Annotated in this window: 16 protein-coding genes; 1 reads left to right on the top strand and 15 read right to left on the bottom strand. The window is 48.2% G+C overall.

The genetic code is table 11. From position 1 onward, the window contains the following. The 4 genes from NUV48_09570 to NUV48_09585 all read right to left on the bottom strand — a co-directional run. The coding region (locus NUV48_09570) for a copper amine oxidase N-terminal domain-containing protein (protein MCR4442385.1) at positions 1-802 on the bottom strand (802 nt) is incomplete at its 3' end. 8 nt (positions 803-810) lie between these two features. Continuing rightward, entirely contained in the window at positions 811-981 is a 171-nt protein-coding gene (locus NUV48_09575) for a hypothetical protein (protein MCR4442386.1), read from the bottom strand. A gap of 100 nt (positions 982-1,081) precedes the next feature. Continuing rightward, positions 1,082-1,870 carry a 4'-phosphopantetheinyl transferase superfamily protein gene (locus NUV48_09580; protein MCR4442387.1) on the bottom strand — a complete coding sequence of 263 codons (789 nt, stop codon included), beginning with the start codon at positions 1,868-1,870 and terminating at the stop codon, positions 1,082-1,084. 30 nt (positions 1,871-1,900) lie between these two features. Further along, positions 1,901-2,653 carry a metallophosphoesterase gene (locus tag NUV48_09585; GenBank protein ID MCR4442388.1) on the bottom strand — a complete coding sequence of 251 codons (753 nt, stop codon included), beginning with the start codon at positions 2,651-2,653 and terminating at the stop codon, positions 1,901-1,903. Between the two features lie 321 nt (positions 2,654-2,974). Between NUV48_09585 and loaP the strand changes: the two genes are divergently transcribed. Further along, positions 2,975-3,517, top strand: a complete 543-nt coding sequence (gene loaP, locus NUV48_09590) for an antiterminator LoaP (GenBank protein ID MCR4442389.1) — start codon at positions 2,975-2,977, stop codon at positions 3,515-3,517. Between the two features lie 6 nt (positions 3,518-3,523). Here the strand turns inward: loaP and NUV48_09595 are convergent, their stop codons facing one another. From NUV48_09595 to NUV48_09645, 11 genes are all read right to left on the bottom strand, one after another. Continuing rightward, positions 3,524-4,054, bottom strand: coding sequence for a small multi-drug export protein (locus tag NUV48_09595; protein MCR4442390.1), 531 nt, complete (start codon positions 4,052-4,054; stop codon positions 3,524-3,526). A gap of 39 nt (positions 4,055-4,093) precedes the next feature. After that, positions 4,094-4,960, bottom strand: a complete 867-nt coding sequence (locus NUV48_09600) for a M20/M25/M40 family metallo-hydrolase (protein ID MCR4442391.1) — start codon at positions 4,958-4,960, stop codon at positions 4,094-4,096. Between the two features lie 104 nt (positions 4,961-5,064). Next, complete coding sequence (locus NUV48_09605; protein MCR4442392.1) at positions 5,065-6,015, bottom strand: ATP-binding protein; 951 nt, start codon at positions 6,013-6,015, stop codon at positions 5,065-5,067. Positions 6,016-6,049: 34 nt separating this feature from the next. After that, positions 6,050-6,973 carry a DnaD domain protein gene (locus tag NUV48_09610; protein ID MCR4442393.1) on the bottom strand — a complete coding sequence of 308 codons (924 nt, stop codon included), beginning with the start codon at positions 6,971-6,973 and terminating at the stop codon, positions 6,050-6,052. A 50-nt stretch (positions 6,974-7,023) separates the two neighbouring features. Then, complete coding sequence (locus NUV48_09615) at positions 7,024-7,845, bottom strand: Asp23/Gls24 family envelope stress response protein (protein ID MCR4442394.1); 822 nt, start codon at positions 7,843-7,845, stop codon at positions 7,024-7,026. A gap of 22 nt (positions 7,846-7,867) precedes the next feature. Next, positions 7,868-8,275: a transcriptional repressor gene (locus tag NUV48_09620; GenBank protein MCR4442395.1), complete on the bottom strand. Its 408-nt coding sequence runs from the start codon at positions 8,273-8,275 to the stop codon at positions 7,868-7,870. Positions 8,276-8,298: 23 nt separating this feature from the next. Further along, positions 8,299-8,649 (bottom strand): YlbF family regulator, encoded by a 351-nt coding sequence (locus NUV48_09625; GenBank protein MCR4442396.1) that lies wholly within the window; start codon positions 8,647-8,649, stop codon positions 8,299-8,301. A 61-nt stretch (positions 8,650-8,710) separates the two neighbouring features. Then, positions 8,711-9,739 carry a hypothetical protein gene (locus NUV48_09630; protein ID MCR4442397.1) on the bottom strand — a complete coding sequence of 343 codons (1,029 nt, stop codon included), beginning with the start codon at positions 9,737-9,739 and terminating at the stop codon, positions 8,711-8,713. 30 nt (positions 9,740-9,769) lie between these two features. Beyond that, positions 9,770-10,627, bottom strand: coding sequence for a hypothetical protein (locus tag NUV48_09635; protein MCR4442398.1), 858 nt, complete (start codon positions 10,625-10,627; stop codon positions 9,770-9,772). Between the two features lie 19 nt (positions 10,628-10,646). Continuing rightward, the gene (locus tag NUV48_09640; GenBank protein ID MCR4442399.1) at positions 10,647-11,171 is read right to left on the bottom strand and encodes a M48 family metallopeptidase; all 525 of its coding nucleotides are present in this window, start codon (positions 11,169-11,171) and stop codon (positions 10,647-10,649) included. Continuing rightward, on the bottom strand, positions 11,171-11,773 hold the full coding sequence (locus NUV48_09645) for a GNAT family N-acetyltransferase (GenBank protein MCR4442400.1): 603 nt from the start codon (positions 11,771-11,773) through the stop codon (positions 11,171-11,173). The genes NUV48_09640 and NUV48_09645 overlap by 1 nt, the downstream gene beginning before the upstream one ends. Positions 11,774-11,793: the final 20 nt, after the last annotated feature.

Raw genomic sequence — 11,793 nt, forward strand, 5'->3', positions numbered from 1 at the left:
CAACTTTACTATGGATTTGGTATTTTGCCGTAAATGGATTTGCTTCATATGTAAAATCATTCCTGCCGCCAATGACAACCCCGTCCTGGACGATAAGCATTTGAGCAGCATAATTTGTCTCTTCTGACTGCTTTACATAGACATATTTTTGATCAATTGTTAAATTGTAAACGGTGTATGTGCCAAATCTCACCGGAAGCTGGTCGGTCGTAACATACATGTACCTGGCCCCAGGTTCATTTGAACCGTAAATTATCTCGTCTGTATTGCCATAAAATTTAAACGTCTTCTCATTCATGGGAGTGCCGGCAAAAGGCGTAACCGGCTTGTCAAGCCTGGTTATATACACCGCCCTTTTGCCGCCGTTCCACTCCACGCCGGCGCCCAGGCATTCGCTGACAAACCGCAGGGGCACCATCGTCCGGTTATTGGCCAGAGCCGCCGCCGTATCAAGCGCCACATCGCTTGCGTTAACCCTTGCCTTCCTCTCCCCAATCCTCAGGCTAATGCTTTTCTCCTCCTGCCTGACTCTTACCGTTTGTTCCCGCTCGTCCCAGTCAACCTCCGCCCCCAGGTCCTGGGAAACGAACCTCACCGGCACCATCGCCCTGCCTTCGCCGTTGATGTAAGGGGCCTGGTCAGGAAAAGAAATCCTTATCCCGTCAATATAAACCTTGATCTCGTCGAATGCCCAAACTTGCGCCGGCATGGCCAGGAATAAGAAAAAAGCCAGGATTAAAGCGGTTTTTCGCAACAACTTCTCCTCACCCGTTCGGTAAAACAGTAAACTCACTCTCTCCATTAAACGCCTCACCACCCTGGCCTGGCTTTTTTCTCCAGAAATTCAAGACGCTTCTCGTGGTCATAAAAGGTGTCATCCACCGAATTCATATAACCTTTGATTTCTTCCAGGCAGTGCTCGAGCTTTTCCAGCTTACCCAACATTTCTTCAAGAACCACCGCCAATTGTTTTTCATTCATCAAGAATACTCCTTCCACTTTCTCAAATTTCTTTTCAAAACATCCGCCAATCATTGCGCATATATAAAAAACGCCCTCCATGTTTGTGTACGGAGAGACATCAGTTCACCGCTTCATCCCGGGTACCGGGCAGTACAAACGACAGTTCCTGGAGATGACTTATAAACTCGACCGGCAGTTCGGTCTCCCTGGGGCAGGCCATCGAAAAAACATAACCGCCCCAGTCAAAAGAAAAGCAGCAGTACTGGGTAAAATACTTGTAGTGGCTGATCAGGTAACCCTCATGTCCTTCCACCCGGTTGATCTCGTAAATGTGAAAAGGGGTGGTGAGGCCGGTCTTCAAAACCTTGGACAGGGCCTCTTTCGCCGTCCAAAATGAAGCCAGGGAGACCGCTTTGGAAAAAGGCAAGTCTTTGAGAATTTTTTTCTCTTCGCCCGTTGTCTCTTTTTCCATAACCCTGATTCTGTCCGTGCTCACCCTTTCCAGGTCAATTCCCAGCGGATAGGCCCTGGGGAAAGCGGCTGCCGCTCCCAGGTCATCGCAATGAGTTATTGCCACCTCCAGGCTCTGGACCTGGCAAGTGCCCAAAACTACGGGGTGGTTAAAAACACCCTGCTCAATGAATATTTTGTCCAATTCGGTCTCTCCGCTTAGAACAGAAAGAGCCATTTTCGCACTGTATCGTCCTAAGAGATAGTCTTTTTTCCTTTTTTCAAACTGCATTGATCCGTAGCAGCTTGCCTCTCTGGGATGTAAATACCTGACAAGGGACTTGTAATTATCGTTCTGTGATACCCAGAACAGGCAAAAAGAAGAGTCGTATTCTTTTTTTCGCCTTCTCAAAACCAGTTTATGGCAAAGTATCAGGGGTGAGCATTGAACCGGCATAAAATCATTTCGATCTCCTTCCCGCCTGTATTAAAAAACGCGCTTCAGTTCACGAGCGCTGATCCTTTTTTCGTGCGGATAACCCAGGGCATTATTAATGTATGTTACGTCGTCGATCACCACAGTGGTGTTCACATGAGTGTGCCCAAAAACATGAATGTCCGCCCCAAGACAGCGGATCTGTTTTTCCAGAAGAGCAGTTCCCAGCACTGGATATATATCACGTTTTTCAGGTGGTATATAAGACGGCATCAAGTCTATGCGCGGCAGAAAATGTGAAAACGAGATGACCCATTTGTTCCTTTTTTTCAAGTGCTCCCTGTTTATTTCGATAAAATACCTTGTTGCCTGTTTTTCATCCACGCCTGCCGGCCACCGGCAGGCGTAATAATCCGACCAAATTTCCAGGATTCTTTCGTTAGGTTCGCCGAAGCTGTAATCGTACCAGGCATATAAAGGAATTATTGAAACATCCCCGTAATCGCCCGGTTCCATCCAAACGCGGCAGCTCCTGGACACGGCCTGTACCAGTTTATGCTTTTCCAGTGAATCTATCCCCTTTCCATGTCGCACCCACAGGTCATGGTTGCCGGGAATATAATGCACTTGATAAAACCTGTTTTTCAGTTCCTGAAAGGTCTCTTCCAGGAGATTCAAATCATCGGTCACATCACCGGCCAGAATAAGAACATCTTTCCTGAATTCAGCACGCGGTAAATCATCTACCCACCGCCGGTTTTCTTTGTATTCCATATGGAGATCGGAAACAGCATATATGCGCAATTCTATATACCCTCGTAAAATTGTCTAAAAAAGTCAATAAAATAACCCGCCTGGTAAACTAATCGCTGTTTACCGCTCAACATCTGAATTAATAGACTAAACCACAGACCGCCAACGTGCCTGAACATCGATTGGCTGCCTAGTGATTATATATTTCCATATTTTGATTATATTAACTATTTCTAGACATGTCAATAATAAAACTTTGCATTATTTCTACATTATATATAATTTTTCGACATTATTCCCGTTGACATCCTTCCATATACTCCCTAGAATTATCTTAAATAACCATATATTACAATTGCATGGTGATTATCGATGGAATGGTATGTGCTCTTTGTGCAAACGGGAAAAGAGGAGATGGTCCAAAAAAGCCTGCGTTATTTTTTTGACGAATCTTTTTTGCAGCCTTTCGTGCCCAAAAGGCTGCTCCCCGAAAAACGGCTGGGAAAACTTGAATACACGTCAAAAACTCTCTTCCCCGGCTATGTTTTCATTAAGACCAACATGGATCAATCACTGTATCATAAACTGAAAAACGTCCCAGGATATTACCGTGTATTAGGCAACGGTTCTCAGTTTTCCGCAGTAACCGACGAGGAAATGGCTGTCATAAACGAACTGACACGGCATAGTGAAACCGTTGACATATCGAGGATTTACCTAATCAATTCCAGGGTTGTCGTGAAGTCAGGGCCGCTCCAAGGCCTGGAAGGCATCATACACAAAGTAGACCCCCGGAAAAGAAGGGCCAAGATATTGCTGAACCTGGCGGGAGAACCAAAGATTGTCGATGTCGGCATTGAAGTTATCACCAAAACAGTAAATGCTTATTACTATACCTTGCCCTGGTTTGAATAAACAGCCTCAATGCTTGTTCTTGTACCAAACCATTAAAAGTATAGCAACCGCTGCAATAATCAACACATACTCAAGATCGGTCATCAGCGCGATTCTAACCATTCCCATGCCGGCCAGGGTCACCAGCGCACCGGCCAGCATGACACCCGCGCAGATGGAGATCACGCTCAGGTATAAATCGAAGCCCAACAGCCAGGCGAGAATTGCTCCAGTCCAGGCTCCCGTTCCGGGTAAAGGAACAGCCACAAACAGTAAAAGACCTATGATTCCGTAATTTTGCACCTGGGACCCTTTGCGCCTAGTCCTGATCAGGATTTTCTGAAACAAGCTGTCCAGGGCCGGAAACCTCCGCAGTTTCCTGCTCAGCGGTTCCAGCAGCAGCATTAAAGGTACGACTGGCAGCAGATTGCCCAGCACGGCCAGGACAAAAGCTTTGACAGGAGCAAACCCTACAGCCAGCGCCAGGGGAATGGTAACGCGCAATTCCGTCACCGGCAGCGCTGACATAAAAAAAATCTGCCATCCTGTTACGTTCATTCATCCATTCTCCTTCACTGCTTTGATCAGTAATAATATTTATGTCAGCAGGGCTATTCTTATGGCTTCCAGCAGTTCAACGAGATACCCGGTTTGTACCCTGTCAGCCGTATCCCGTGGGGTGTGGTTGTCTACCAACCAGTTTGGGGAAAGTAACGTAAAACCAGCCATGCCTTTTTGGGCAAAAGACGCCTCGTCGCTTTTATGCCCATTGCCTTTCTCCCAGCTGACCTCCCAGCCCTGCTGCGCCAGCTTATTCAATATTTCCGCGCTCACTTCGTTCTCGCCGGCTTTCCAGCCCAGCAGCTTCTTGTCCGGGCCGAGGTTGCCAATACTGTCCAGGTTGACCAGCGCGCTTATCTTTTCCGGCGCCACGGTGGGGGTTTCGCTGAAATGGTCCGACCCCAACAAACCGGCCTCTTCCCCTCCCCAAAAAGCAAATAGTATTGTATATTTGGGTTTTTCTTCCCTCAAGGCTAGAGCGAGTTCCAGTACAACAGCAGCTCCTGAGGCGTTGTCGCTGGCGCCGGGATAAAGGTTGCCTTCCACTATCCCCAGGTGATCGTAATGCGCGCTTACTATTATTACCTCACCGGTTTTTCCCGGCAGCGCCGCCAGCACGTTTTCACTAAAGCCGGCCGGTTCTGCCGAAGATTGTCTCAAGGTCATGCGCTTGTCTGCCAGTACAGGTTCATACTTGCACACAGGAAAGGCTTGAAAGAAAGTACCTGCATCACCAGCCGGGCAAAGGCCGGCCTTTTTCAAGTGGCGGGCCAAGTAAAGAGCTGCTCCGGCCTCGCCGCGGCTGCCCACCCTTCTCCCGGCCATTTCTTTTCCAGCCAGTTGTTCCACATGTGTCATGATTCTCTGCCCAGCCGTTAAATCATCAATTCCCTTATCAGGCATTGCCTCTTCCTGGCCGCAGGAAGAGAACAAAAAAAGAAGGCATAACATGACGGCGGCTGTTTTTACTTGCTTTGGCCTCTTAAAAACAGTTTCTTCCCTCTGTTTCATTTTCTCATGATTTTTTTCTGGCGGCGGACACTTTCGCCCGTAAATTTTAGAATTTGGGAGGTGGCCAGCATTCTGTCGCTAAGCCTGTCTTCGTACATGGTACCTATCTCATTAGGCGTAAGGTTAGTGCTGATCACCCACGGTAAACGATAGTTGTTCCTTTCATCAAGGAGCAAAAGCAGCTGTTCCCGAACAAAGTCGGTAGAAGTCTCGGTGCCAAGGTCATCTATTATTAACAAATCCACGCGGTACAGGGTTTTAAGCTTCTGCTGCTGTCCCTGCTCGTCCCACTCGCGACTGAATTTATACTCGCGAATGAGGTCAAGAAGCTGTGATATTTTAATGTAAATGACGTTTATCCCGGCCTGCAAAACATAATTGGCTATCGAACTGCAAAGGTGTGTCTTCCCCGTTCCCACCGGCCCATAAAGAAACAGGTTTTCCACTGGTTGTTTTGCGCAAACCTTTTCCGCAAAAGCAACACATTTTTCCAATATCTGGCGGTGCCTCTCCTTGTCCTGGTACCATTCCAGCGAAAATGTCCCAAACGTCTGCCTTTCCTGTTCGGGAGAAAGGCCGCTTGTCTGCCAGCGCGCCTTTATTTCCTCCTGAATTCGGCACGAGCATTTCAGCCCAGGTCCAAGAAACCCCGTATCCTTGCACTTCTCGCAGTCCCACCAAACATCGTAAATGTTTTCCGGGAGATTGTTATTGGCGATGATGCTTTTTCTTTCCAGCACAAGGGACTCCTGGGTTTTAAGAATATCTTGCCTGCTCATGCCCATTTTACCATTTCCCATTTCCACCAGGACAAGTTCTAAAGACAGGCGGGCATACAACCTGCTTATTTCCTCCAAACGGGGAAACTTATTATGTAAGAGCTGAATCCTTGTCTCCCACTCCGCTATCCTTTTCTGACGCTTTAATTCCATCGACTGCAGCGCCATATTTTCACTCTCCTACAATAGGTAACCTGTATTTTCAAATATCTTCCCAGTTCCTGTGATCTATCCGGTTAATCCTTTTTTTTATTACGGCCGGCTTGGGCCCACCATTCTTTTTTTCACGCTCTCGCAGTACTGTTTCCGCATCTTTGAGATTTTTGACCCCTTTTTCATACCAGTCCTGCAAAATGGCGTCAATGTATTTGAAGTTTGGGTTATTGGTGCGGACAGTTTCTTCGGCCGCCCTAAGGATCAATTCATGACTAAATTTCCACTGGTTTTGCCATTTAAGATACATTTCTCTTTGCGGCCTGGTAACCCCTCCGTACTGGCCGATGCATTTTTTTATTTCCGCTGCCTTGTACTGTACCCAGTCCTGTTCATCCATGAAATTTATCAAACCCTGAACCGTATCAATCCCGCACTCGTAAACCCTCTTGGCAATAGGCTGGTAAGCATGAACCTGCCTGTTCCCTCGCTCAAAAGCCAGCTGCAGGAAAATCAGAATAAAATCTGAAGACCAGCCGTACTTCAAATTGAATTCCTGGATTACCTGCTTTTCTCTTAAAGTTATGGAAAGAGTGCCTCTTTCCGCATCAAGCCATTTTAAAATCTTTTCAAAGTTAAAGTCTCTCTTCTGCCTGCTTGCAGTCATATCATTCTCTTGGCTGCTTTCCTGCCAGATTGCATACAGCCTTTCCCATAAAGGCGAAAACGTGATGCTTTTTTCATCCCCTTGCCCCTGCCACCGTGCCCAGCCTTCCGCCAGGCACCATTTTATCCACCTGTCACGGGCAAGCTCTTCATAGCCCCGTCCCTCCTGGCAACGGGCCATAGCCAAAACCAAGTATCCCAGGTGCTCCGGAGGCAGGTTCAGGCGCTCCGTTTTCTCCAGCAACTGAACCGGCAGCACCACCTGCCCGCCTTCACAAATCCACCTGGTAAAGGCAGCTTGCTCCACCCGAATTCCCCCATTTCCAAGACAGATTGCATCATCTTTATGCCTGTCGTCTATTTGTGCTGGGTTTCAAGTGACTTCACAATAACGTGTACCCCATAGACAATCAAGCCGGTAAGGCTTTCCAGGTTTGTTTCCACCTTTTTTTTAACGGCACGAGCAACATCCGGCAAAAAACACCCGTAGCGCGCCGTTATTTCCAGGCGTATCTTCACTCCTTCGCCGCTCATTTCCACCTGGGCTTTCGTGACTTGCCCCACATCAGGGGTTTGTAATGCTACAATGGTTACAATCTGAGCAACCGCATGCTCTGTTATAACCAGCTTGCCGATCATGCTGAACTTCGGCCGGATGATCGACTTCTCACCTATTTTGCGACGGTTTTCGTTTTTTTTACTGAAAAAATATTTTAAAGGATCCACAAGGTAGCCGGGAAAATCCTTTTTTACCTCAACAGTAGGAACAGGAATAACATGCATACCGTATGTTTCTCGCAGTTCCCGGGCCAGTTTTATTTCGCGCTCTGTAGCCACATCCTCGATCCTGATTACCCTTGTAGGCCGGGGAATTGATAACGAATCGGTGATGCGGCAGACCATTCTTAAAGATGTGCCGAGAACCAGGACACGCTCGGGATTTTCTTCCCGCAGCCGTTTTTTTACTTCTTCGGCGTGCTCGGGATCAAGGAAGATAGCCCTCTTTACAGCCTGCAGGGCAGTAGCTTCCCTTTTAGCCGACCTTCCGGCCAGCTTGCACCCGTCCTTAATCAGCAGGCCGTCATCTATTATCGTGTCTATGCCCTCTTGATAGGCAACAATCATGGCCCGGTGGCTTTTCCCGGTACCGGTCGAACCCACCAGCGCATAAACCTCCATCCTGACACCACACCTTTTGCCGCTATTCTAACCCGCCCGCGTTTTTATTCAAACAGTGACGGCACATGCCGTAAAAAACAAGCTGGTAACTGCTGGCCATGTGGCCTTCCAGCTCAACCGGCCCTTGCCCTTCGTTAAACTCAAACGGGCTGGTTACATCAAAAACCCTGTCGCATTCCTGGCATTTAAAATGAGCATGGTTTAGCGGCTTACCGTCATACCTGCTGAACGCGCCGCCGCAGTTAAGCTCCATTATTTCACCTTCTGCCTCCAACAAGTGCAGATTGCGGTAAACCGTCCCCAAACTTATTTCCGGCAGGCGTTTTCTGGCCTGTTCATAAACCCACTCGGCGGTAGGGTGGATTCTGGTGCTGCGCAAAATCTCCAGGATTATCTTTCTTTGCCTGGTCATACGTCGTGCTTTAGGCATATCCTCACCCGGTGTACAATAAACTATTTCTGCTGGTCAACTTTGGGCAACTCAAGCTCAACGGCTTCGGCCAATATTTTCTGAATATCGGCCATAACCTGGGCCAGCCTGAATTCGGCCTGAAGAAACTCCCGCACGCTGGGGTGATATGACAGCAGCTCGCCCATCTTCTCATACTCCTGCATTTTCTCAGGAGGTATTTCCTTGCCCATCACCTGCATGGTCTGTATCTCCAGCTGCTTCATGTGAAAATCCTGCAGTATTTTAATGTTCTCAGGATTCTGGCTGACTTTTTCTTTTGCCTCCTTGAACTGCCTGTATTCCGGGCTAAACTTGATCGCCCTCGCCAGTTCGTGGGCCTTGTCATAAATCATCCTTCTCCCCCCTGTTTTTTTGCTGCTGTGCCGGTATAAGGGTCTTGCCCGATATTTGCATTTAACCGATATGTTCCCAGAGCTTTTCCACTCCATCATCAACTACATTCAACACAGGAACGCCGCAACCTGCCGACAGCTCGCTCTTTAGCTCATCCTTATCCACGTAGGCCGGCTCATAATCACGAGAAACGAAACGATACCTTGGATAAAAGGGATTAACGGTTACGGCAATCAACTTTATTCTTTTCCTTACAAAAATATGGATATCTTTGCTCTTTAATTCGTCCAGCATCCGGCATACATTCTGCGGATTCCCGGCCACCATTACTTTAATGGGATCAGGCAGGACCAGGGCTTTACCTGCCAGCTCGTCCCTTCCCCGCTCCGCGATCATTTGAAAACAGTTTTCGCTGATTACGCCATCTACAAAAACCGCTTCATCTCCCGGGGCAACCTTTCTCAGGAGTTCGGCCACCGTTGCTTCGGTCAAGAGCGATGAGGTTTTAACCTCCGGCACGCCTGGCCTCTGCCAGAAAGGCAGGCTCAATATTTTCGCCAGGGAACGAGTCTCGCCGGCCAGTTCCTGAATATTGGAAGTCCTGGCCGCTCCCGTGGCCAGTATTAACCCGTCCGTTTCCACCATCGGGGCCATTCTATTGAGAGCGCCGTCTACCAGGATCAACCGGCAGCCGTGCTCACTAAGAGTCTCGTTGACCATTTTCAACTCCGAACCCTTAATTGGTCCAGCAAGCACAACCTGGCCCGGTTCTATTACGCGGCCGATGATGACCCTGCCCAGGGCGGTGCGCACCTTGGTCAAGGTCATAACCTCAATACCGGCCGACCCGGCCTGCAGGCAGCGTTCAGCAGTAGCAATAATCGTGTCTCTTTCGCAGCGGATACGCGGTTTGGGCAAGCCTGTCACGTTGTCCACCGCCTCGCCGTCGTATCCAATTCCTGTCAAACCAAGTTTTACTCTTTCCTGGTAAACCCTATCCATCAAAGCGGTCATGGTTGTTGTCTTCCCTGTGTTTTTGGCGGTTCCCGCTATCCCAATAATTTTTTTCAACAGCTCCCTGCTTTTCATATCATAAATCTTCCTATATTTCCCAGGTAATTATTTTTTTGGTTTTTCGTTAGTTGGGGCTTCATACGGCAAAGGAATATACTGTACGGACGGCCTGCGTCCGGACGGCTGCGGATAAAGCTCCATCAGGTGATATACTTCTTCCGGCAGCCCGACTTTTACCGGTATCCCCATTTTCTTTAACTCGTCAACTTTTATGGGATAGTCATGGGTCCATAAACCCTCACTGAAAATGCGGCCTATTTCACGCGACTTTTCTTCCGGCATCTCGTCCACCAGTAAATTGTAAATCGTATTTTCCATCTGGTGGATCGCTTTTTGGCTTATATCGGCCAGGATTAAAGTGGTATCATCTATATCGTTTATGTCTTTTTCTTTTGTAACCCTAAGTATCGACGCAGCCGGGTACTGACCAATCTGCGGGTCGACCGGGCCCAGGACCGCATTTTCATCCATCAGGATTTCATCCGCGGAAAGAGCCAGCAGCGTCCCTCCCGACATGGCATAATGAGGTACCATCACTGTAACCCTGGCCGGGTGCCTCTGCAAGGCGTAGGCAATCTGTTCGGAAGCAAGGACCAACCCCCCCGGGGTATGGAGAATGATGTCTATGGGCATGTTTTCGGGAGTAAGGCGAATGGCCCTCAGGATATGTTCGGAATCTTCGATGTTGATGTACCGGCTGAAAGCAAAACCTAAAAAGCTCAATGACTCCTGGCGGTGAATCATGGTAATTACCCGTGACCCACGCTTTCTCTCAATTGACCGCATCAGCCTGATTCTTTCCATTTCGAGCCGGTGTTGCTTAAGCATGGGCATAAGCGAGGTGATTATTAAAAATAAAAAAAGGAAAAATCCCCAGTCCACGGCAAACACCCTTTTCTTCATTTAATTAATCAATGTTTTGTTACTGCAGACCAAAAGCTTTCAGTTTCTTCCGGCAGTCCTGGTAGTTCGGGCAGGCTTTATTGACCAGCTGCCAAAACCGGTTGTTGTGCGAAGGCTCTTCAAGATGGCAGATCTCATGCGTCACCACATACCACAACAAGTCCAGCGGGGCGCCCACCAAACGGTGGGAAATATAAATCTGTCCTGTTTTGCGGCTGCATGTTCCCCATGTGCTGTGCTGCCGGTGAAAAGCGGCATTATCCAGGGGGAAGTTATAGTAAGCGCGGTTAATCGTTTGGGCCAAGTGCCATAAATCTTCGTCCGAACGGACCACGCCCTCCCGGTCCTCGAACCGGTAGTTCCGGGCCCAGGTCATCTTGTCGATCAGTTTATGGGTCAGCTTTTCTATGTGTTTCTCCCGTTCTTTCTGTTCAAGGCGGCTGGAGATCGCTAGATGGATCACTCCATCAATAACCTTGCCGGAAGAATTTTTTTTATTCTTGTATTCGACAATTACTCTTGGTTTATTCTCGAAATCATTCATTAAAAATCATCCCTTATTCTATCAACATCCGAGTATTTTTTCTTCCACTTGGGAACGATGGGCAGTGTTTCATACTCCTCCTTCAACAGTCCCAATATCCACAGGTCGACGTATTTTCCTTCCACAAAAGCCTGTTTGCGCATTTTACCCTCCGGGATGAATCCGAAACTGACAGCGCTTTTGCGACCCAATTCATGATTGTCGTAAATACGCAGGTAAGCCTTTTCCAGCCCAAGTTCGTAGAAAACGATGTCCAAAAGCACAATGAGGATATCAACCCCGTACCCGGCAAGCCGCATATCCCTTTCACCTATACCCAGGACCACTTCGGCGTTGCCGTTCTGGCGGTCGATACGCCTCAAACAGGCCAAACCAATAGGACGCTGGTCAATTTTTCGTAAAACGAGATAAACGACTTTTTTTGTTTTCGGGTCGCCGATATCCACCCTGGTCATCTCAATTTCCCTGCGAATGGAATCCAAATCTACGCTTTCGTACTCATCGTAGGCCATGCGGAACTCCTTATCGACATACCATCTTTGCAAAATCTCCGCATCAGAGGCTTTCAGCTGGCGTAAAACTATTTTTCTGCCTTTCCACACGCACACCCACCTCGCAGGAG

It is taken from the genome of Peptococcaceae bacterium, from assembly GCA_024655825.1.
Classification (GTDB): domain Bacteria; phylum Bacillota; class Peptococcia; order DRI-13; family PHAD01; genus JANLFJ01.

Coding starts and splice junctions, on each gene's coding strand:
- NUV48_09640 (MCR4442399.1), bottom strand. CDS start 11,171: ATGAATGATTTCGAGAATAAACCAAGAGTAATTGTCGAATACAAGAAT.
- NUV48_09615 (MCR4442394.1), bottom strand. CDS start 7,845: ATGGAGGTTTATGCGCTGGTGGGTTCGACCGGTACCGGGAAAAGCCAC.
- NUV48_09600 (MCR4442391.1), bottom strand. CDS start 4,960: ATGCCTGATAAGGGAATTGATGATTTAACGGCTGGGCAGAGAATCATG.
- NUV48_09625 (MCR4442396.1), bottom strand. CDS start 8,649: ATGATTTATGACAAGGCCCACGAACTGGCGAGGGCGATCAAGTTTAGC.
- NUV48_09595 (MCR4442390.1), bottom strand. CDS start 4,054: ATGAACGTAACAGGATGGCAGATTTTTTTTATGTCAGCGCTGCCGGTG.
- NUV48_09575 (MCR4442386.1), bottom strand. CDS start 981: ATGAATGAAAAACAATTGGCGGTGGTTCTTGAAGAAATGTTGGGTAAG.
- NUV48_09580 (MCR4442387.1), bottom strand. CDS start 1,870: ATGCCGGTTCAATGCTCACCCCTGATACTTTGCCATAAACTGGTTTTG.
- NUV48_09630 (MCR4442397.1), bottom strand. CDS start 9,739: ATGAAAAGCAGGGAGCTGTTGAAAAAAATTATTGGGATAGCGGGAACC.
- NUV48_09605 (MCR4442392.1), bottom strand. CDS start 6,015: ATGGCGCTGCAGTCGATGGAATTAAAGCGTCAGAAAAGGATAGCGGAG.
- NUV48_09620 (MCR4442395.1), bottom strand. CDS start 8,275: ATGCCTAAAGCACGACGTATGACCAGGCAAAGAAAGATAATCCTGGAG.
- NUV48_09635 (MCR4442398.1), bottom strand. CDS start 10,627: ATGAAGAAAAGGGTGTTTGCCGTGGACTGGGGATTTTTCCTTTTTTTA.
- loaP (MCR4442389.1), top strand. CDS start 2,975: ATGGAATGGTATGTGCTCTTTGTGCAAACGGGAAAAGAGGAGATGGTC.